Consider the following 21,154-nt stretch of genomic DNA (forward strand, 5'->3'; position numbering starts at 1 on the left):
AGTTACGGAAGCGATTTCGTAAATTTTACCAGCATTTAGGAATAGCAGAAACGGTGTCGCTGAGCTTGCCAAATCCTTGGATGTAATGATGCCCTTGGTCAACTACTCTGAGCGTTAAAGCCAGGTTTTCTCTCTTGCTTAGATAATCCTGCGTAATTTGATCGATTTTAGAATCAAAATTTTGATAAGCCATAGTTATTAATTAAGACTAATTGATAAGTAATTCCGCAGGAAAAACCGAATACCCAGAACCCCGACTTTTTTAAGAAGTTGGTATGTAAAGCGCGATCGTATTTTACGTTTACAAAACTTACGCAAAGATAAGCCCAGAGGCATCTAAGTTTTACCGTCACTTTCGATAAAATTCTTGTGGGGTATCCCGCCCGCCCGAAAAATAAAATTTAGATGCCCAACAGCTTACTGTAGGGCGAAGCACACGGCACTTTACCCTCGGCCTACTATCTCGGGCTCCATCCTCCCTCCCCCAGGATCAATCCCAAATAGCCGTTGCTAATATTCGCGACTCATGTATGACTTGACTGATGTCACGATCTACGCGAAACTTTACATACAACTGATGTATTGCTTCTACCTATTAATAAGTTCTGTTAAGTTGTGACTCAAAACCTATCAATTAGTCAAAATTGATATAGCGCTTTGTCAGTCAGCCAACTCTCAAGAAGCTACTTCAGGAGGCATCGTCCCTGGCTTGCTGGTGTCGGTGTCTGTTCTCAATATTCCTATTCAGTCAGCCCGCATTATGGAAACACTAGAGTTTGTGATCTATCCAGATGGCCGCGTACAGGAAACAGTCACCGGCATTGTCGGTGCTTCCTGCGCTGAGGTAACGGCTGCAATTGAAGCTCAGCTCGGCGTGGTGCTTCATCAAGAGTCAACATCGGAATATTTCACGCAAGCGCTGCATCAGTCAGCCGAAGCGACGGCCCAAGTGGCTTTTAGCGATTGGTAATTTTTTTTGTTGAGTTCACTTAAATTTTTTTGGAATCACCATGTCACACTTTAGCCAAATTAAGACCCAGATCCGCAATTTGAATTCTTTGGAAGCTGCTTTAACTGACTTGGGTATCGACTGGAAGTCGGGCCCAACTGAGGTGCGTGGCTATCGTGGCCTAACCAGCACCGCTGAGGTCGTGATTGAGCAAAAAAACGGCTACGACGTAGGTTTTAGCTGGAACGGGACTGAGTATGAATTGGTGGCTGACTTGCAGTTTTGGCAGCAAGCTTGGTCTGTAGACCGTTTTCTGAATAAGGTGACTCAGCGCTACGCTTACCATACTGTGGTGAATGAAAGCGCTAAGCAGGGTTTCCAAATTTCTGAGCAAAAGCAAAATCAAGACGGTTCGCTCCGCTTGGTGGTGCAACGCTGGTGCGCTTAATAATTTTTCGAGATTTTTGCAATCTTGTCTCATCAAAGTCCGCCTGCGCGGACTTATTTACTATTGTGGGGGTCTAAATGTCTGAGCTTTCTGGACTCGGAATAGATACAGCAAGCGATCGCTCTGGTTTAGAGCCGGAGTTGGGAGGTTTTTTGCGGGATGCGCCCGATCGCTCTGGTTTGGAACCGGAGTTGGGCGGCGTGTTGCGCCAAAAAGGTGTCTATGTTGATGAGATTACCTGCATTGGCTGCAAGCACTGCGCTCACGTTGCTCGCAATACTTTTTATATTGAACCGGATTACGGTCGATCGCGCGTAGTTCGACAAGACGGGGATTCTGAAGAGTTGATTGCTGAGGCGATCGATACTTGTCCGGTGAATTGCATTCACTGGGTTGATTACACCGAACTCAAGAATCTGGAAGAAGAACGCAAGGATCAGGTGATGCCTGTCGTTGGTTTTCCGGTGGATATGGCGACAGTTCAGGCCGGTATTCGCCAGCGACAAAAGAATAAGTTGGGCGATCGTAAGTTCAAAGGTAGCCATTGAAATCCCCAATTCCCATCCGCAGCTTGAAACCTGTGGCTCAAACAACAAAAACAGCCCGCGCGGGCTGTTTTTTGTATACATTGTATAGTCAAATTTATTTGAGAGGATGGTGCTCAGCGAGAATTTTCTCAACTCTAGCTTCGTCGATTCTGGCAGTTAATGTTGTTGCCTCGTTGTTATCCCGTATGGTTTTTGCTAAAGTAAAAGACGAGCCGACTGAAAAAGTTAAACCCATACCCATAAAAGCTTTTTGCCAGGGGTCTACCTGTAAATAAATGATACCTACTGTAGTGGCGGAAAGGGCAAGAATAAAAGAAAGCCAGCACTGAAGTATCCAAGCATTAGTATCTTTTTGGCGTATGATTTGTTTCTGCATAGTGCCTCTAAGTCACATATATCTTTTGGTTGATTAACTTAAAGAATAAAGAGCGTGAGCGAAGCGGTCAGGAGAGGAAGGGACAGTTTCGATAAGTGAACAGTGCGATCGGGCTTTTGACTAAAAATTAGAACGCTGTAGATAGGGTTTAAGGCTCAAGGAAGACTCGCAGGGAGTGGACAGTTGGAAAACTGGACTAAGGGAGATTGATTTGGGATGTGGTTTTAGGGAGCATTTTCAAAAGTTCTTTTCGCTTCTTGCAGGACTTTACCATACCCGACTGGTGAACCTTAGCGATGAAAGGAGCTGGATTACCCCGCATAAATCCTCGCATATTTTCTAAGGCATTTACAAAAGCTTGTGCCACTACAACTCCAGAAACATCGCCGTCCACAAATGCAAAAAGCCGTACATTGCCTTCAGCCACGGCTTCTAACTCCAAAGTACGGCTAGCGATTTTCTTGTCCTTTGTTAATACCACCCAATTGTGTTCTCCAACTATCCTCAGCCAATCCTTATCCTCGATATCTTGCTTAAAATGATCGTCGTGAATTTCTACGGTAGCCCCCTTATTTCGTAGTGGATCTGCCAGTTTCTTTCCTAAACATCTGTCTATGAAAAATATCTCATTCATGCTGCTACTAGCGGAAGTTCGCAGCGAATACCTTCCTCAATTTGGAGCCGATTGCAATTGTAGTCTTCGGCAAGTTCATCGATGGAATCCCCAGCTTTGTAACGTTCCGCCAGTATAGCTGTGGGAATGCCAGTTCCAGCTAAAACTGGGCGGCCAAAGGAGATTCTGGGGTCAATCATCACTGTTTTAGGTTCGTCGGAACCTGGTAGCTTCGTGAAAGGGTAGAGTTTGAGGGGTAATCCAGCTTCATCTCGTACAATGCGATCGAAATAAGTTTTTAGAATCTGTCTTGCTTCGTGTTCCCTGTCGGATGCTGCAAGCTTCTGTCCGAATCTCTCAAACAAAAGAGCTATTCCCTCGCTTTGAAACTCAATTCCACCGTATAATTGAGGAGTCGAAAGATGATCGTTGATGTATTCGAGTTCAGTGCTAAGTTGTTTTCGGGAGAAGCCAGTAGCCTTAAAAATGGCAATCAAGACATGAGCCTCTACCAAATTTGTGAAAGAAAGTAGTGTAGTTTTGGACTGGGGAAGCAGTTCAAAATTTTTGGGGTTAGGTAACTTAATCAGTGGGTCAAAGAAGCGCTTGTCCGCTTTTGTTTTCGAGGACCAGCCATCAACCCAAGATCGCAACCTATCCTTCGGCAGCCTGAGATATTGCGCTGCTTGAGGGATAGAATATATAGGAATCTCGCGCGGATCGAAGTTGTTAGTATCAAGCATAGCAGTTGTCCTAATCCTAAATACTTATATGTTTGCATAGTTCGCGGGCGATCGCAAAAATCTCTCCCTTCAATACCCAAATACCCGACTTCTTCAAGAAATCGGGTATCTAAAGCAACCTAATTAGCTCCTAAAAGCGCTACGGATTACTTATTTTTTTGCTGAGTCTTCGCTTGTTCGATCGCAATTTCCCTCACTGCTTGGAAAGAACTCAAATTTGATGCACCTTCAATCGCCTTCACCGCCAAATCTTGAACCTGTTTCAAAGCAGAATCCAGTTGTTTCGACAAGCTAGCAATGCGCTCATCTTGATTTTGAATTGTCTGCAACATCCCTTGAATTTGCAGTTCATAATTTTGCTTTTGCCCTTCGATATCTTTAGCAGACAAATCAGCCTTAACTTTAGCTTGATAATTGCCAATATTGCGACCGTTATCTTTGCCGTTCTTGATATTAGCTTCCAGCTCTTTCGGGAAAGCTTCTACCTTAGCTTTAACCTCAGCATAAAGTTTTTCCCGTTCCGAAATAGATTTTTCGCGTTCCGCCCACTGTTTCTCCTGTTCTTGCTGAAACTCTTCGATTTCTTGATACAGCCTTTTCTGGCGCTGTTGGTATTCTTCTATGTCCAGATTTCGCTGAAGATTCAAATCATAATCATACAACTCTTCATCCCGATCGCAAGCTTTTTGGTGATTCTCATTGCGTTCTTTAACCGCCAACTTTTGGAGTTCCTGCTCTTTTTCCCAAGCTTGCCGGCGTTCCAACAATTCCTGTTCCACAGTTTCGCGCTGTTCGCTGAGTTCGCCAGCAAAAGTTTTCGCGCTTTCTTCGTACTGTTGAATTAAATTGTCCAGCGTATCTTCTGCAACATCTTCTAAACTGTGCAACTCTTGCAGTTGTTGAATTTCCTCGCCCACAGTGCGCCGCAATTCTTCGACTTTAGCAGCTTCTGAAGTTAATTTCTCAGACAACTCGCTGACAGCGCCACCAAAGCTAAATTGCAGCAAAATCAAATTATCAATTGTGGACTGCATTTTTTGTTGATTTTGAGTTAAAGCCATTGGTTTTGCTGCCTCCACAATAGGTTTTTCTGGGACTGCTGTTTGCTTTTGAGAAGCATTTAACAGTTGGATTTGCGATTCTAACTGCGCTTTTTCTTGTGCTGCTTCCTTGTACGCTTCTAAGATTTCAGCCTTAGTGCTTTTGTCGCTAACTTTTTTGTTCATGACTTTTCATTTCTTAATATCATGGAAAATTTCTGTCATTTTTTCGTAAGGTGCGCCTTGCACACCCTACTAGGTTTTAAGCTTTGCTGGCAAAAGCTTTCATTGCCAAATCTTGCGCTTGCTTCATCGTGGCTTGCAGTTGCGCGGAAATTTCGGCGATTTGTTCGGTTTGTCGCCCAATCGTCTGCTGTAAAGATTGGACTTTCAATTCATATCCTTGCTTGCTTCCTTCCCACTCTTTATCCACTAAATCTGCCTTGACTTTAGCTTCGCGGGAAACTTCTTGAATTGCTTCTTCTTTGGCTTTTACATAAGCCTGTTTGAGTTCTTCTTCAAATCCGGCGACTTTTGTTTGATTCTCTTCAAACTCCGCTTGATTGTCGCTGAGGACTTTTTCCCGTTCAACCCAATTTTTTTCTTTTTCGCGGGTGGATTCTTGCAAATGCCTTTCTAGTTTACGCTTCGTTTCTTCGTATTCGTCGGTTTCGATTTTGCGGGTGCGTTCTAATTCATATTGATAATCTGCTGTTTCTTCCTGGCGGTTTTTAGTTATGAGTGCAATTTCTTCTTGAACTGCTGCCTCAAATTCTTGCTGTTCTTTTTCCCAAACTTTTCGTTTTTGGGTCGTGTCTTTTTCGAGAATTTCGCGTTGGTTAGCAGCGTTTTGTTCCAGCAGTGTCAATTTTTCTCGGTGCTCTTGAGTTAAAATGTGGAGGGCGTCTGCTACAACTCTGATTTGCTGCAACTCTTGCAATTGTGCGGCTTCTATTTCGATCGCGCGTTTTAATTCGTCTAATTTGGAAGATTCCGCCTTCAGTTTTTCTGAAAGTCCGCTGGTGATGCTGCCGAAATCTAATTGCAAGTCAGCCAAGCCTTTGACGATGCTGTCAATTGTGTAGGTGGAAGCGACTTCGAGGAGTTGTTTATTTTTGGCTTTTTCGGCTGACTGTTCTTTGGTTTCGACTTTGGATTCGATCTTTTTTTTGTCTGCTAAAATCTGCTGAAAGTTTTGCAGAATTTGGGCTTTGCTATCCTTGGCAGTTGCTATTGTCATAATGTTTGCTTCTCCTGATTCTAGTTTTTTGAGGGTTTTTAGTGACAATTTTTCCGTTATTCTAAGTTGCGGAGTTGGCTGAGAATGGAACGGTATTTTCTGGCTGCATCGGGTTTTTCTTCGAGATTGCCGCTGGCTAGAGTTTTGAGAAGTTTCCAGCAGCGATCGCACCGATTTCCTTCCCAGCAGCCGCACTCATCAATTATACTCATAAGTGTGCCTTTTAGCAATTGATTTTCGGCTAACAAAGCTCGGTAATTCCGCTGGACTGATTCGGCAACTAAAGTCATGTGCTGGAAGTCTTCTGTGAGACTTTCGATGTCATTAACTGCGTCTGTCCGAATTTGGTCGAGCAGCTCAAGATTCTCTTTCAAACGACTTTCTTGCAGGTTTGGTTTGGTTTTCAGCTTGGTTAATTTCTTCATTTCACTCTGTTGTAACAGTTATGGTAAAGGCGCGATTAAATCGCGCCTTTACAACAAAATTAGAACAAGTCAGCAGTTAATTGCTCTTCGGCTGGCGGTAGCGACATACCGCCGTTGGAATTCAAAGCCATAGCCTCGTTTTCACCGCCAGCGTGAGCGGCCATCAAGCAGGCAACTTGCTGTGCCGGTAGGTTATCTAAACACACCATAGCTTTTGTTCCTTCTAAGTCAATCATCCGCGATTGATTGCTAGAATCTGACAAAACTGCTGCGGCTTGGTCGATAACCGCCCAATCTTTCCGCTCGTTCCAAGACCATTTCAAGCTGTAGTAGTTAATCGGTTTTACTACTCCACTTTCGTCTGGTTTCTGGCCGGAATGTTTGACAAATTCTGGAATAAAAATCCCGGTTGCAGGCTCTACGCCGCGAGATTGAACTGATGCTACCAAGCGATTAAAATCGTTCAAGCTGCGATTTTTGATGTATGTCACCATGACAACTCCTTGCGGCAATTCGCCACTTTCTGCGACAAACCACAGTTGACCCCACAATGTGTGCGAAGTTTGACCGAGGGAACCGAAAAATTTAGAAAATTTGAGGATTGTCATGGAACACTTGGAACCGTAGTCTGTATCGCCGATCGCCCATTGGCCACTTTGGCAATTGTTACGGACTGCGATCGGGATTTCCGGTACTAGCAAAGCATTGCTCGGTTTGGCACCAAATACTGAAAATGTAGGTCTTTCTTGTGTTTTAGTAGTCATTGTTCGTTTTTCCTTAGTTATTGATTTATGTTCTGACAATTAGGAATCGGTAATTGGGAATTGGGAACTCACAACAATCGAATTATTTTTCTTCCCTCTTCCTTCTTCCTTCTTCCTTCTTCCTTCCATTACCTAATGAGATGTGTTGTTGCTTTTGGTTCTGGATAGGTATACTCAAGCATCGCCTCTTGTTGAGCTTTAATAATCCGCAGCGCGGCGAGCAAATGCTCTAATGTTTCTAGGTGCGCTGGGGTGAAGTGGATGCTGAAGCCTTCGCCATCCCGCGCGTAGCCGGGACAAACCAGTGAGGCTGAGCTTTGTTCTTCGTGGGTGGCGATGTATAGCCAGTCATCGTCTTCGAGCTTGTAATGCGTGTCTGTCCAGGTTCTCAGCATTTGCGATCTGCTCCTCCTTATTTGCTGCGTACAAGCGTTTTGACGCCCAGCGCTTCTCACTCCTCTGAAGTTGACGACGCTATATGTAGCGTGTGAGCTAGGTTAATTTGCACCCTTAACCCTACCAGTCCGGGTTAGTTGGTTGATTAAACCGTCAACTAACCTCATGGTAGCGCGGGTTGATTTTCCCGTCAAGTATTTTGTTGAACTTTTCATCAAAACAGGCTAGAATGCTTGTCAGGAGGCGAAAAACCGTGGAACAAACATTTGGAAGACTGATCCGTCAAGCTCGCAAGGACAAAGCTTACTCACAACGTGAGCTAGCAGCTATGCTAAGTGTGGATTTTACTTATTTGTCGAAGTTGGAGAACGATCGAGCGGATTATGCGCCAAAAGAGGACGTAATCCGAGCATTAGCGCGGAATCTAGACATAAACGAAGAGGAATTGATTTTCTTGGCGGGGAGGCTGCCGCAGCAGTACGAAGCGCTGCTGAAGCAGAATCCAAAGGAAATGCAGGCTCTTTTCCGCCGGATGCAAGAAAATCCAGATTGGCTCAAACAATCTTTTGAAGCGTAAGAGAGGCCCCTCATAGTGAGTATTTTTAAACCGTATTGCTTCTATCCCAAAGAAACGATCGAGCGTTTGGCAAATGACATCTTGATGCAGATGCAGAAAACGCAAAATTTTGCTCCGAGATGGCCTTTTGATGCGACAACGGTTGCTGATTTTCTGGATTTGGGCGTAGTTTGGGAGTGCATTGAGCCGGATGAAGAAGGTGCGATCGCGGCGAGGATTTTGCCGCAGCAGCGGTTAATCGAAATCAACGAACAGATTCTCGAAAAACCGCCGGGTTTCATCGAATCGACGATCGCCCACGAAATCGGCCACTGGGTGCTACACGTCAATCAAGACGAAGCAGACGGCACTGTGGAACAGTTGGAATTAAACTTAGGCAATGAAGGAAAAACCGCCCTGGATGTCGAGGAACCGTTTGTTTGTCGGGGTGCGAGTGCTGATAATAAGGTTTTGTCGATCGAATGGCAAGCGCAATATTTTGCAAGCTGTTTGTTGATGCCTCGGTGTATTTTGGAGGAAAAAAGACAGGGACGCGATTTAACTAAGTGGTCGCATTTATACAAAATGAGAGATGAATTGGGAGTGAGCATTTCCAATTTAACAAACCGCTTGCAAGAATTCGATTGGATTTACATTCCCAAGGGAACGCGCGAGATTTATGCCGGGAAAGATGCCGCCAACGGACAGCAGCGGTTGTTTGGATAAAAGTGCGATCTAATTTGAGGTTTGAGATTTGGAAGCGATTCTCTAATCTCAAATCTTTAAAATTAATTTTTAATTAAGTTACATTTTATGCTAACCAATATTCAAATCCTGCTGGCAGCTTGTGAGGAATTAAATATCCCTTACGAAATCCTGCATCCTTCCCAAAACTTGATTAGACTCAAACAGGGCGGCGAAGAATATTATTTTGTCAATTACATGACGCCATTTAACAGCGCGTCAGTAGCAGAGATTTTTAAAGACAAAGAATATACCTATCAACTATTAAACGGCAAAATAAATACTGCCAGAGCTCTCGGTTTTGTCTCGCCTCACTGCGAGGAGAAGTATAAAAAGTATTTGAGTTTCCCAGATATTGAATCAATAGTTTTAGAAGTAAACAAAAAATTCGCTTTCCCGGTGATTCTCAAAAGAAATCGCGGTGCTGGTGGCAACAATGTTTTTTTGTGTAAAACTACAGAGCAAATTAAAGAAGCCCTAGAAATTATATTTAACGTCAACAGCAAAGATTATGACCATGTGGCGCTAGCTCAAGAATGTATCAAAATTGCCCACGAATATCGGGCTGTCTTCTGCAAAAAAAAGCTAGTTTTGCTGTACGAGAAAGACAAATCTCAGGCTAAATTTGCGGGGAATTTAAGCCCGCTGCACTGGGAAGGTGCAAAAGCAAAACATATAATTAATCCCAATCTCATGTCTGAGATTGAAGATTTTGTTAAACCTGTTTTTGCAGAAATTGCGATTAATTATGCTGGGATTGACATCGCGCTAGATACAAAAGGAGCATATTGGTTGATTGAAATTAACTCAAGCCCCAATTACGATATTTTTGTGAGAGATAACGATCGCCAAATTATCGTAACAATGTTTAAAGGCATCTTGGAAACCTTAATTGTTAACAAAAAGCCGTAAATGCTCGATTTAAATTTACTCGATCGTATTTAGATGAATGTGGTGTAAGCTGTAGATTAGCTGAAAGGCTTTAAGCGAGATAGGTTTCAGCCAATAACTTAAAATTCACATTTTTTAATTTAATGTAGCCATTCATAAAAGTCGAGTCATCTTGTAATAATTCTGAGTCACCAAGTTGGTAGCTAGGGAGCCAAAAGCTACTCCGAATACTCAACTTACTATATTGATCATTTCTCTTCTTTAAAGTCTTTTGAAGCAAGTGCTCATAGACAAATTGCTTACGGATGCTTCTGTTTTTAATTTCTTCAATTTTATTGGGGTTCCTTAAGTATTTATTGTCTAAGTATTTGATGTCGATGATTTCACAGAAACATCCATCTTGATTTAAAACTTGTCCAATAAAATCATTAAACTGTTCTCTCATCCATTCAACATCTTTATCCCGAAAAAGTGAAGCATTGAAAACATTAGATCGAGGACCTTTATAGAAAGGACCAGAGAATATACCCAAAGGCTGAAGAATTTCTTGATTAAATCTATCCCAGTCGATAATCTGTTTTTTCATGGGCAAATAAAAGAAATGATTGAAGTAATACATCTTATGGAGAGATTCTGAATCAAGCGGAAAAGAAATTTTCCAAAATGAGTAGAAATCTGGGGGTAAGGGAGCATCAATAGTCATACGCCCCTTGCTGTCAATCTTATAGAATGCCTGTAACTTTTCAAAAATAGTATTATCATACCCTTGACCAATATAACAAACTTTCGCCTGCCGATCAATATTAATACCAGAGATGGTGGTTTTATAGCCATGATCCTTCCAATTATGAGCATATACCTTATAAGTCTTCTTGCCCTTAATTTTATTGGTAATCAAAGTTAGTACAACTGCCTCTGGAATCAGTGAAGAACCATTTATCTTAAAAGCGTTTGATAAGTCAATGAGCTTAGCAGATGATTTTGCTCTTTTCACTGTATGAGAACTTAGATAGCGCTCATTCAAGTAAAGTAGTAATGATGGATCGACTATTTTTACTAGATAGGTCAAACACATCGACTCCCAGACACTGTGAAAATTTTTAATACCCCAAATTGCACCGTTTTCTGCTTGATGCCAATTGCCATAAAGAAATAATTCGATTACTTCGTAATACTGCCAATAATCAGCATCTTTGATCGGTGTATTATGCTCAATTATTTCTAACGTATCCTTGAGTATATCTAAAACCTGTTCATAACTTTCTTCATCGAAAAGACTGTCTTGATTTCCGAAATGATGCTGACGAAATCTTTCAGCTAATGCTGTAATTTCAGGATTTACCACCTCTCGAAGTTGCTGCTTAATTTCGCAAAATAGATAGCAATACATCGTGACAATATCAGTGGATTCAAACTGCATTACTCGTCGTGGAAGTAGCATTTCATCCACATAAGCTGCATGATTAGGTAAATACACAGCTTGATGTAAATATTTATGAATCTGGCTGACATCAAACTTGTTACTTTTGCCCAATCTATAAGCAAGGGCTAAAATTTTTGGTTCCTCATAAGCATTCAAAAAATGAGTAATAATATCCAGCTTCGAGTAAAATATATTTTCTGAGTTGTCTTCATCATCTTGAATTTCAGAACCGTGATGACTATTAATTACACCATCACGATCCTGTGTGCCAAACTTACCACTATCATTTATAGAACCTTTCTCAATACAGATTTTTTTAAAAGTGCCGAGAATTTTGTATAGTAGGAAAAACAAATCCCGTTTACCTAAAAAAGTGTTAAGCTCAGGTAGTCGATCATCAAATCCTTTAGGTAGATAAAAGTACAGTTTGTCATATTGCTTTTGAATGCCCACAAATGAGTAACGATCGTAGACTCTTAATTTTAACAAATTGAAATTAATCATTATGGTATATCTTAGCTTTATCAAACATAGTCTAGAAGCCAGTTTTTCCGATGAAATAAGCTTTTTTGTCACTCACTTACTTGAAAAAAGTATAGCCTTTCTCAGGTACATGAGGTATATAATAAGGATTGAAAGTCCCAATATTCAGGGAATCTTGTGTACCTCATCTTTCTAGGAACTGCTATTCTTGAAAAAAATCTTCATCATTCTCAAAATCTTTGCTCCTTATTGAGCTGACATTTTCTTTGCCGATATTATATACTTCCATCATAAATTCTTCCGTCAATTCGATAAAATCTGAATAGCCTGTTAATTTTACCGATGGCTGATTTGGAGTAGATAAAAACTGCTCTAACGGTCGTTTATCCCTTGAAAATACACTATCCCAAAGATAAAACATCAATTTATCTTTTACTTGATCAAGATCAACTTTGCCGTTTTCTGGCTTGATGAACCACCAACCAATTTGTTTATCTTCAATCCGCCGAATCACCTGATGATTTGATTTAATCAATTCATTAATTCCCACAATATACTGTGACCATGCTCCTTTTTCCTCACCATCAATTATTAACTTCACATCTCGCAATTCTTCTGGAATAGATGCGCCTCTTACTGGAGCCTTAACATATTCCCAGTCCCACCGCCGCTTAAAGGCACTATCGAGGTAGTAAATTGATTCATCCGAAGTGTTAATTGTCGCGAGAATAGACAAGTTATGTGGAATATTAATTCGCCGTTGTTGTAGAAGGCTAAATACTCTCCTACCATCAGGATTTTCTGAAGCTAAGTCATCTTTTCTTTTTTTACAAAAGTCTTCACAATGTACTTTAGTATTTCCTTCTTTGATTTCAATTGTTCCCTCGTGAATGATTGGGTTTAGGCACATTGCTTGCAGTAAGCCAACTAACTCCATTTCAGAAATATCGACTTCATAACTCGACCAGCCATCACTTTCGCGATCTAGTAACTGAAATACAGTTCCAAAAATAGCAGCAGCATTGCCTCGATTTAATTCATCAATGACCAGCAGGTAATGGTCTTTCTTCCCCTCAATTAAACCTTGGTATGCCATTCCCAAGATGCGGATAAAATGCCCGGAATAAAATTTATAAATAATCGAGTTGCCTTGGGTGAGTGGCAACAATTTCCCCATAAAATCAGCATAGGTGTACTCTGGATGAAACACTGTCTTGACAGTGTTACTAAGCATTTTGGTAGCTTCATCGAAAGGAATTTTTAATTGATCTATAGCAATTTTCTGAATCTGGTAGCTTTTTCCCGTCCCTGGGCTACCAAAGAGAATCTTTTGAATCGGCTTCTTAATGTCGTCAGGCATTATGGCTATGTAGTATCAATTTCAATACTTAACACCAAAAAGTATAACATACTCTCTTTAGCAACATCAAAAAATACTCCCATTAGCATGAAAATTGACGCAGGAAGGGCCGATCGCACTTCTTCACACGCTAAAATAAACTTAGTCACAATTCCCTGAAAAAAATGACAACACAACTACTAGAACTAGAGGGAACGTGGGAAGAAATTCTCGCCCAATCAGCCAAATTTGCCGATCGCCGAGTTCGCGTTATTGTTCTTGCGGATGAGGAACCGCTGAAGTCAACCGAAGACTGTTTTCGTCAAGGATGGCACGAAGCAATGACAGGAGAGACTGTACCGCTTTCTGAACTGTGGGAAGGTATTGATGCAGCGATCGAGATGATGCAGTCTCTGCCAGAAACTTTACAGCAGCAAGTAGCAGAATACTTGAAAGAGCATATCGCAGACTTAAAAGATGAGCTTCAATGGGACGAATCTTTCAAGAAAACGCAACCGCAACTTGTGGCTGCTGCCCAACGCGCAAAACAAGAAATTGCTGAAGGAAAGGCACAGGAAATGAGACTTAATGAGTTATGAAATCTGCCACCCTTCCTTCCTTTTGGGAAAAATACAATTCTCTTGACATTAAAATAAAAGAGCAAGTAATCAGGCCGGGGCAGGTTTTCGAGATGGTTGGTTTCAGGCAATTATTGTTAGCGAACCCGCCCCTACATCGCCGGGAATCTTGCCTGTTTCACAAGAGTTAAAAACTTACATCCTCTCCAATACCTGAATCCCCAACAACTCCAAACCCAATTTCAAAGTTCTTGCAGTCAAATCGCACAAAATTAACCGCGAAGTCCGCAACGGTTCCTCAGATTTCAACACCTGACACTGCTCAAAAAATTGATTGTACTTTTGACTCAATTCAAACAAATACTGACAAATTCTATTCGGCAATAAATCGCCCTCAACCGCATTTATCACTTCACTAAACTGCAATAAATGTTTGGCTAAAACTAACTCTGCATCAGACTGCAAGATTACTTTCGCACCAGCATCTAAATTCTCGAAATCAATCTCACCTTTGCGGCGAATTCCCTGCACGCGCGCGTAAGCATACAGCATATAAGGAGCGGTATTTCCTTGCAAAGCCAGCATTTTGTCGTAACTAAATACATAGTTGCTGGCGCGGTTTTGACTCAAATCTGCATACTTAACTGCACTCAAACCAACTACGCGACCTACGTTAGCTATAAACTCTTTAGTTTCCTGTCTTTCTTCTGTGACTAATCTGTCTTCCAAATCTTTGGTGGCGCGGACGATCGCTTCATCGAGCAAATCTCGCAATCGTACTGTATCCCCAGAACGAGTTTTGGCTCTTTTGCCGTCTTCTCCCAATACCAAACCGAAGGGGACGTGGACAATCTCGACATCTTCAGGAATCCAATCGGCTTTTCTCGCAACTGCAAATACTTGGGCAAAATGGTTTGCTTGTCCCGAATCTGTGACATAAATTAAGCGCTTTGCATTGTCTTTTTGTATCCGGTAGCGCACTGCTGCTAAATCTGTTGTGGCGTAATTGTAGCCACCGTCGGTTTTCTGGACGATTAGCGGCAGTGGTTCGCCTTCTTTGTTGGTGAAACCCTCTACAAAAACGCATTTCGCGCCGTCACTTTCAACTAGCAAACCTAGATTTGTTAAATCTTCGACTACAGCGGGCAATAGAGGATTGTAAAACGATTCGCCGCGTTCGGTTAATTTGATATCGAGCAAGTCGTATATTACTTGAAATTCGCGGCGAGATTGATCGCACAGCAATTTCCAAGCGCGGCGGGTGTCTTCGGCGCCTGCTTGCAGTTTTACTACTTCTTGGCGGGCGGTTTCTTTGAAGGTTTCGTCTGTGTCAAAGCGCTGTTTTGCTTGGCGGTAAAATGCGACTAAATCTCCTAAGTCTAGGGCGTCAGCGGTTGTGAGGGCTTCGGGGTGAACTTCGCGCAAGTATGCGATCAGCATACCGAATTGGGTGCCCCAGTCGCCGATGTGGTTGATTCTGAGTACGTCGTGGCCTTGAAATTCGAGGGTGCGGGCGATCGCATCTCCGATGATTGTCGATCGCAAATGTCCGACGTGCATTTCTTTGGCTATATTCGGACTCGAAAAGTCGATCGCGATTGTCTGAGGCGTTTTCGCCGGTTCAATCCCCAAACGCGAGTCGGCGGCGATCTCACTAATTTGCGCTTCCAAATAAGCGGGTTTCAGCTTCAAATTGATAAAACCGGGCCCGGCGATTTCTGGGGTTTCGCAGATGTCACTAATATCTAGGTTTTGGATGATTGTCGAGGCGATCGCCCGTGGGGGCTTTCCTAACTTTTTCCCCAAACTCATCGCGGCGTTGCACTGAAAGTCCCCAAAGTTGGGATTGCTGGCGGCGGCTAGCATCGGATCTGCACCTGCATAACTTTCGCCGAATGCAGCGGTGAATGCTTTTTCAAATTTTGCTTTTAACTGTTGGGCGATCGAGTTCATCTTGAATATTTTGATTGGATGTTTATTTTAAACTCTAGATTAAGCACTTTGTGGCAATAATACTCTTACTACTTAGGTAATTTCCCTCTGGTTCTCTCCCTCTGGGCCTATCCCCCTCTCCTCACCTAGTAGGAAATTTTGTACTTAGCTTTGAGCTGCGGATGCGATCAAAATCATTAGCCGTGATAGCACAGAGTACATTTTATCACAGTTGCGATCGCTACACAAATTAAAAAATGTCACATCAAGTCCATGATCTCGATCGCTAGATCATTTAGTTAAATCGCTTACATTAAGGTATGTTAAAATTTTTTCAATGCACCCGAAAATCCTACGAAAGGAAGTAGTTATGTTATCTCAACCAATTTTTGGCGATCGCTCTCTGACAATCGCCTTTTATCAAGCAGTAATCGATCGCTTCTACAACGGTTTCAGTCTCTCCACCGAAGCACTATTACGAGACTGTACCCTCGGCTTCGCCCCCTGTCCCGATGGAGTCAAAACCTTTTTCATTATCGCGCCGAGTCTCGATGCAGCAGAGCAACTAATGAAAAAAATGGACAGTATTTTGGAGCGAGTTGCCGAACTCATGGCTGGAGTCGGACAAGTTGCCCTGTGCATAGTTCCCCCCGGCAGCGAAGCAGAGCAACCGGTAGATCTGCAAGACTTAGAAAAAGTTCCCCCAGATTGTCTGGCTTGCAAATTCTTTACAATTATATGGGCCGATGCTGCGGCCGATCGGTAAAATTGACAGTTAGCAACCAGCAACTCAACACGGTTCGGCTGAACCTGTGCCTGTGGTGGCGCGGGGTAGATTGTCTGTTAGTTACAGTCCCTGGAATTATCGGGCAAAGCGTGCAGGTAATTAGATCGTTTCCCAGGTTGCACTCGCAATCCTTGGCAAGTGTTAAACAAGCAGACAAAATATATATCAAAGGCCCGCTTGTCAGTCGCTCAGATTTTTACCTGCCGGCTCAAACAGCCGTGCATCTACTTTTTACATTCCCAATAAAGGCCACCAAAAAGCCGCATCAACTCTCCTGGGTGTCTCGCTTCAAAAGACAGCAGTAGGAATTCGGCGGTATCGCTGGAAAATAGATTTTTGCGAAATATCTGCTGAGGTTCAGAATAAGCAGAAATATTCTCAAAAATAGATAATAGTTCCGCAGGTTTACCTCAGAAACCCGGTTTCTACCCCCGCGCTTCATATTCGCGGTTCGCTGGGAAATTGACAGAAAATAGACTGTTTGTAGGAGAGTCAATCGATTTTAGATTTTAGATTTTAGATTTTAGATTTTAGATTGGCCCCACGGATAAATGCGGGGGCTTGAGGATTTTAGATTTGAGATTTGGGATTGATTCCACGGATAAATCACGTGGCGGGTACCATCAAGAAATTCCTGGTCATTAGCTAGAAACAGAGCAAAGCTTTACTCAAAAAAAGATCAGTTTTCCAGCGGCACCCCTGGCAGTGCAGAGCGATCGTACCACAGGCTCATAGAATTTGTTAAAAATTTCAGTTGAAAATTTGAATTATTAAATTTTATGCCTAACATTGGCGATAAAATCTAAGATTGAAATTCTCAAATCTGAAATCAAGGCATCATGGTAAAACTGACACCAAATCCCAGCTTTAGTTTAACAATTCGGGTGGCTCTGCCGAACCAGCCGGGAATGCTGGCAAGAGTCACCAGCGCGATCGCATCTGTCGGTGGCAACTTCGGCCAAATCGACTTGATTGAGCAAACCCGCGCCACTACCGTTCGCGATATCAACGTCGATGCCTCCAGCATCGAGCACAATGAAGAAATAGTGCAAGCAGTGAAAGGACTGCCAGATATCAGAGTGATCGACGTATACGATCGCACTTTCAACTTGCACCGCGGCGGAAAAATCAGCGTAGTTAGCAAAATTTCCCTCAAACGCCAGTCAGATTTAGCAATGGCATACACCCCTGGAGTCGGCCGCATCTGCACAGCGATCGCCAATGACCCCCAACAAGTTTATAACCTCACAATCAAACAAAATACTGTTGCCATTGTTACCGATGGTAGCGCAGTTTTGGGACTGGGAAACCTCGGCCCTGCCGCCGCACTGCCAGTCATGGAAGGCAAAGCCATGCTATTTAAAGAATTTGCAGGTATTGACGCCTTTCCTATCTGTTTGAATACCCAAGATACCGAGGAAATTATTCGCACAGTGCAGAATATAGCCCCAGTTTTTGGCGGCGTTAACCTCGAAGATATTTCTTCTCCCCGCTGCTTTGAAATCGAAGCAAGATTGCGGGAAACCTTAGATATTCCGATATTTCACGACGACCAGCACGGCACTGCGATTGTCAGTTTGGCCGCATTAATTAATGCCTTGAAAATCGTCAAAAAAACCATCGCAGAAGTGTGTATCGTGATAAACGGAGCCGGTGCGGCCGGAGTCGCGATCGCCCGGTTGTTGCGTAAAGCAGGTGCCCAAAACATCATCATGTGCGACTCCAAAGGCGTTCTCTCCGAAGACCGCACGGATATGAACCCAGAAAAACTAGAATTTGCTGTGCCTTCGAGCGGTACTTTGGAAGATGCGATCGCCGGTGCCGATGTATTTTTAGGCGTCAGCGCCCCCGGCGTAGTCACCCGATCCATGGTGCGTTCGATGGCCGAAAATCCCATTGTTTTTGCAATGGCAAATCCCATTCCCGAAATTCAGCCAGAATTAATTATGGAAGATGCGGCGATCATAGCAACCGGACGCAGTGACTACCCGAATCAAATTAACAATGTTTTGGCGTTTCCGGGAATATTTCGAGGTGCTTTGGACTGCAAAGCTGCCACGATTACGCCCACTATGTATTTGGAAGCAGCTTATGCGATCGCCTCTTTAGTCAGTCCTTCCCAGCTTGACAAAGAGCACATTATACCGTCTGTTTTTGACGAAAGAGTTGCCATTGCTGTCGCCGGTGCAGTGCAGTTGGCCGCCAGATCCGAAGGTATTGCCCGCGATTAATAGAAGGAAGAAGGAAGAAGGAAGAAGGAAGAAGGAAGAAGGAAGAAGGTTGGAGAGAAGATACCATGTATAAATTAATCGTCTTTGTACCAGTTTTGTACTTCTTCTTTTGAAATTTTTCTGGTTTCTTCTCATTCCCTCTTTCCTCCTCCCCGTTGATTATTATAAGCTGAGACGCAGCTATATTGTATAATATCAATACTCCGGACAGTTTTGGGAACGAGACTACAAGCTTACGCGGGGCAAGGATCATAAATAAAGTCGAATTAAATCTAAGTCAGGGGTGGAGCTGACATTGATTTAATTATCCACAGTCGCTCAAAGTCAAGCGAGAATAAGCCATTGGGCTATATAAAAACTGTCCGGAGTATTGTTTTTTGTAGGTTGGGTTGAAGCATGAACCCTACCTACGGAAGTTATTTAATCCACGATCCTAATAACCTCTAAACAGTATCTTTGTAAATAAAACGCTGGACATCGGACGCTGGTGAAGCCGGGTTTCTGAGCGTATTTCTCCTTGCTAAAACCACGATTTTTTCCTACAGTTCCCAATCACACTCCGACGCCTAGAAACCGGGATTTTTAATTGCAGTAAATTAGTAGAACCAAGTATTTTTCTTAAAAAACTACGTTTCTCGCCCCAATCGGCCGTAAGTCCTGGTAAAATTTCTTGTAATGCTGCCAAAAAAGTGGAATGCATACCCAGCTACCTTCAGCGCAAAGGTGCGCTTACCTTAAATTCTGGCCATTCAGTTGAGGCCAGCAGCCCCGATGAAACTGGTTGTGGCACATTAGGTGCTGTAACCCCAAGCAAAAGGAACGAAACTGCCATCAAGCCGCCGTACAAGGCAGCCGATCGCTTGCGAGTTCCCAGGCCCACCCATTGAGGATTTAGCAGACCCAGACAAAAAGCCGGTGTGGAAAACATAAAAGTTAATACAAACAAGCTGGACATCACGCACCTCCGAACTAGCGAAATTGCAGCGATTAATTACTTTTATCTCCAATTAATAGCTCACAAATCAGCTTAAAAAAGTGGCAATTTAGGATTTATAACTTGAGAATTATTGATGTTTATCAAACAATAATAAATTTTTTAAAATCTCTTACTTTAGATAGTTGTTAAAAAAATAAGAGCTTTCTAGAGAGTCCAAAAATTCAGCTTAAAATAGACACTAAATTCCTTACTCAAAATATGAAAGTCCGCTTTAATATAGTGCGCCAAAATCAAAACGAGGCTCATCGGGTTCACACTTACACCCTAGATGTGGAAGAGAGCAATACCATCCTCGACTGCCTCAACATTATTAAGTGGGAACACGACGGCACTTTAGCTTTTCGCAAAAATTGTCGCAATACAATTTGCGGCAGTTGTTCTATGCGAATTAACGGTCGCTCAGCATTAGCTTGCAAAGAAAATGTAGCCAGCGAACTTGCAAGACTGCAAAAAATAGCCCATTCCAGCTCAGCAGAAATGCCTACCGATTTCATCCCAGAAATCACCGTCGCCCCAATGGGAAATATGCCGATTATTAAAGATTTGGTTGTTGACATGACCAGTTTCTGGGACAACCTAGAAGCAGTTGAACCCTATGTCAGCACCGCCTCGCGAGCAATTCCAGAACGCGAATTTCTGCAAACTCCAGAAGAGCGATCGAAACTCGACCAAACAGGCAACTGCATCCTCTGTGGTGCGTGCTATTCTGAGTGCAACGCCCGCGAAGTCAACCCGGAATTTGTCGGCCCCCACGCCCTCGCCAAAGCTTATCGGACGATCGCCGACTCCCGCGACAGCGAAACCGAAAATCGGCTCGAAAAATACAACGAAGGCATCGCAGGCGTCTGGGGATGCACCCGCTGTTACTACTGCAACTCGGTTTGTCCGATGGAAGTTGCGCCGATGGATCAAATTGGTAAGATTAAACAGGAGATTCTCGATCGCAAAGACGACCAAGCGAGTCGATCGATCCGCCACCGCAAAGTCTTAATAGATCTCGTCAAAGAAGGCGGCTGGATAGACGAGCGCAAATTTGGCATCGAAGTAGTAGGAAACTACTTCCGCGACGTTAAAGGTTTGCTGAGTCTGGGCCCCTTGGGTTTGAGAATGATCGCTCGCGGCAAGTTCCCGCTGTTTTTTGAGCCTTCAGAAGGTACCGAAACCGTGCGAAATCTGATCGAATCGGTTCAAAGTTTAGAAAACTCAGCAGATTAGCGATCGGCTGCTATTTTCCTGGTAAATTACAAGTTGTGCGATCGCAAAGCTTCCCAAAAATTCTCACTCACAACTCGAAACTTAAAACTTTTAAATGACTGCCAAAACTCCTCCATCCCCAAAACCGACAACCCCAAATACCCCAAAACAACCAGAACCAGCGTTTGGGTGGAATGCCTATGCAGAACAAATCAACGGACGATTTGCAATGGTGGGATTCGTGGGACTTTTACTGCTAGAATTCTTCACCCGCCAGGATTTTTTTACTTGGCTGGGTCTGCGTTAAATTAATCAAAATCAATTAAAAAAGGAAGCTGAAAAATCATCTATATTTCAGCTTCCTTTTGATTTTTAAGAGTTATAGTCATTTCAAATAAGTATGAGACACTCTTTATGCACAATAAGCACGAATAACTTCATCAAGAGATGTGTTAGG

Annotated in this window: 24 protein-coding genes; 11 read left to right on the plus strand and 13 right to left on the minus strand. The window is 42.9% G+C overall.

All coding sequences use genetic code 11. From position 1 onward, the window contains the following. Positions 1-25: 25 nt before the first annotated feature. Positions 26-193 (minus strand): hypothetical protein, encoded by a 168-nt coding sequence (locus tag QUB44_RS13260; protein ID WP_333367880.1) that lies wholly within the window; start codon positions 191-193, stop codon positions 26-28. A 567-nt stretch (positions 194-760) separates the two neighbouring features. Here QUB44_RS13260 and QUB44_RS13265 point away from each other — a divergent pair. From QUB44_RS13265 to QUB44_RS13275, 3 genes are all read left to right on the plus strand, one after another. Then, positions 761-970, plus strand: a complete 210-nt coding sequence (locus QUB44_RS13265) for a DUF2997 domain-containing protein (RefSeq protein WP_015176940.1) — start codon at positions 761-763, stop codon at positions 968-970. Positions 971-1,010: 40 nt separating this feature from the next. Continuing rightward, complete coding sequence (locus QUB44_RS13270; protein ID WP_242716193.1) at positions 1,011-1,397, plus strand: DUF1257 domain-containing protein; 387 nt, start codon at positions 1,011-1,013, stop codon at positions 1,395-1,397. 77 nt (positions 1,398-1,474) lie between these two features. Then, on the plus strand, positions 1,475-1,945 hold the full coding sequence (locus QUB44_RS13275) for a ferredoxin (protein ID WP_333367883.1): 471 nt from the start codon (positions 1,475-1,477) through the stop codon (positions 1,943-1,945). Positions 1,946-2,039: 94 nt separating this feature from the next. Here QUB44_RS13275 and QUB44_RS13280 read toward each other — a convergent pair whose 3' ends face one another. From QUB44_RS13280 to QUB44_RS13315, 8 genes are all read right to left on the minus strand, one after another. Further along, on the minus strand, positions 2,040-2,321 hold the full coding sequence (locus QUB44_RS13280) for a YiaA/YiaB family inner membrane protein (protein WP_333367885.1): 282 nt from the start codon (positions 2,319-2,321) through the stop codon (positions 2,040-2,042). Positions 2,322-2,517: 196 nt separating this feature from the next. Further along, on the minus strand, positions 2,518-2,955 hold the full coding sequence (locus QUB44_RS13285) for a PIN-like domain-containing protein (protein ID WP_333367888.1): 438 nt from the start codon (positions 2,953-2,955) through the stop codon (positions 2,518-2,520). After that, positions 2,952-3,677 (minus strand): DUF433 domain-containing protein, encoded by a 726-nt coding sequence (locus QUB44_RS13290; RefSeq protein WP_333367891.1) that lies wholly within the window; start codon positions 3,675-3,677, stop codon positions 2,952-2,954. Before QUB44_RS13290 ends, QUB44_RS13285 begins: the two co-directional genes overlap by 4 nt. A gap of 146 nt (positions 3,678-3,823) precedes the next feature. Beyond that, positions 3,824-4,903: a hypothetical protein gene (locus QUB44_RS13295; protein ID WP_333367894.1), complete on the minus strand. Its 1,080-nt coding sequence runs from the start codon at positions 4,901-4,903 to the stop codon at positions 3,824-3,826. A 76-nt stretch (positions 4,904-4,979) separates the two neighbouring features. Beyond that, positions 4,980-5,957 carry a hypothetical protein gene (locus tag QUB44_RS13300; RefSeq protein WP_333367897.1) on the minus strand — a complete coding sequence of 326 codons (978 nt, stop codon included), beginning with the start codon at positions 5,955-5,957 and terminating at the stop codon, positions 4,980-4,982. A gap of 56 nt (positions 5,958-6,013) precedes the next feature. Further along, positions 6,014-6,382 (minus strand): hypothetical protein, encoded by a 369-nt coding sequence (locus QUB44_RS13305; protein WP_333367900.1) that lies wholly within the window; start codon positions 6,380-6,382, stop codon positions 6,014-6,016. A gap of 59 nt (positions 6,383-6,441) precedes the next feature. Continuing rightward, on the minus strand, positions 6,442-7,146 hold the full coding sequence (locus QUB44_RS13310; protein WP_333367903.1) for a hypothetical protein: 705 nt from the start codon (positions 7,144-7,146) through the stop codon (positions 6,442-6,444). A 128-nt stretch (positions 7,147-7,274) separates the two neighbouring features. Next, a complete protein-coding gene (locus QUB44_RS13315) occupies positions 7,275-7,541 on the minus strand; it encodes a hypothetical protein (protein ID WP_006634886.1) in 267 nt (88 codons plus the stop codon). Between the two features lie 254 nt (positions 7,542-7,795). On the opposite strand from QUB44_RS13315, the gene QUB44_RS13320 reads away from it, so the two are divergent. From QUB44_RS13320 to QUB44_RS13330, 3 genes are all read left to right on the plus strand, one after another. Next, complete coding sequence (locus tag QUB44_RS13320; protein WP_172189318.1) at positions 7,796-8,119, plus strand: helix-turn-helix domain-containing protein; 324 nt, start codon at positions 7,796-7,798, stop codon at positions 8,117-8,119. 15 nt (positions 8,120-8,134) lie between these two features. Then, positions 8,135-8,824 (plus strand): ImmA/IrrE family metallo-endopeptidase, encoded by a 690-nt coding sequence (locus QUB44_RS13325; protein WP_333199825.1) that lies wholly within the window; start codon positions 8,135-8,137, stop codon positions 8,822-8,824. An 87-nt stretch (positions 8,825-8,911) separates the two neighbouring features. Beyond that, a complete protein-coding gene (locus QUB44_RS13330; protein WP_333367906.1) occupies positions 8,912-9,754 on the plus strand; it encodes a YheC/YheD family protein in 843 nt (280 codons plus the stop codon). A 70-nt stretch (positions 9,755-9,824) separates the two neighbouring features. Here QUB44_RS13330 and QUB44_RS13335 read toward each other — a convergent pair whose 3' ends face one another. Beyond that, a complete protein-coding gene (locus QUB44_RS13335; RefSeq protein WP_333367910.1) occupies positions 9,825-11,660 on the minus strand; it encodes a hypothetical protein in 1,836 nt (611 codons plus the stop codon). Positions 11,661-11,841: 181 nt separating this feature from the next. Beyond that, positions 11,842-12,999: a restriction endonuclease gene (locus tag QUB44_RS13340; protein ID WP_333367913.1), complete on the minus strand. Its 1,158-nt coding sequence runs from the start codon at positions 12,997-12,999 to the stop codon at positions 11,842-11,844. A gap of 164 nt (positions 13,000-13,163) precedes the next feature. Between QUB44_RS13340 and QUB44_RS13345 the strand changes: the two genes are divergently transcribed. Further along, positions 13,164-13,577: a hypothetical protein gene (locus tag QUB44_RS13345; protein WP_333367915.1), complete on the plus strand. Its 414-nt coding sequence runs from the start codon at positions 13,164-13,166 to the stop codon at positions 13,575-13,577. A 174-nt stretch (positions 13,578-13,751) separates the two neighbouring features. Here the strand turns inward: QUB44_RS13345 and argS are convergent, their stop codons facing one another. Further along, positions 13,752-15,509: an arginine--tRNA ligase gene (gene argS, locus QUB44_RS13350; RefSeq protein ID WP_333367918.1), complete on the minus strand. Its 1,758-nt coding sequence runs from the start codon at positions 15,507-15,509 to the stop codon at positions 13,752-13,754. A gap of 349 nt (positions 15,510-15,858) precedes the next feature. Between argS and QUB44_RS13355 the strand changes: the two genes are divergently transcribed. After that, entirely contained in the window at positions 15,859-16,254 is a 396-nt protein-coding gene (locus tag QUB44_RS13355; RefSeq protein WP_333160784.1) for a hypothetical protein, read from the plus strand. 860 nt (positions 16,255-17,114) lie between these two features. Next, a complete protein-coding gene (locus QUB44_RS13360; RefSeq protein WP_333367921.1) occupies positions 17,115-18,506 on the plus strand; it encodes a malic enzyme-like NAD(P)-binding protein in 1,392 nt (463 codons plus the stop codon). 712 nt (positions 18,507-19,218) lie between these two features. On the opposite strand, the gene QUB44_RS13365 is transcribed toward QUB44_RS13360, so the two are convergent. Then, complete coding sequence (locus QUB44_RS13365) at positions 19,219-19,461, minus strand: hypothetical protein (protein WP_333367924.1); 243 nt, start codon at positions 19,459-19,461, stop codon at positions 19,219-19,221. Between the two features lie 240 nt (positions 19,462-19,701). Here QUB44_RS13365 and QUB44_RS13370 point away from each other — a divergent pair, with 240 nt between their 5' ends. Together QUB44_RS13370 and QUB44_RS13375 are read left to right on the plus strand one after the other, a co-directional pair. Next, positions 19,702-20,718: a succinate dehydrogenase/fumarate reductase iron-sulfur subunit gene (locus QUB44_RS13370; protein ID WP_333367927.1), complete on the plus strand. Its 1,017-nt coding sequence runs from the start codon at positions 19,702-19,704 to the stop codon at positions 20,716-20,718. Between the two features lie 94 nt (positions 20,719-20,812). Continuing rightward, positions 20,813-21,004: a chlorophyll a/b-binding protein gene (locus QUB44_RS13375; protein ID WP_172191677.1), complete on the plus strand. Its 192-nt coding sequence runs from the start codon at positions 20,813-20,815 to the stop codon at positions 21,002-21,004. The last annotated feature ends 150 nt before the right edge of the window (positions 21,005-21,154 follow it).

This window comes from Microcoleus sp. AT3-D2, assembly GCF_036705715.1.
GTDB lineage: Bacteria > Cyanobacteriota > Cyanobacteriia > Cyanobacteriales > Microcoleaceae > Microcoleus.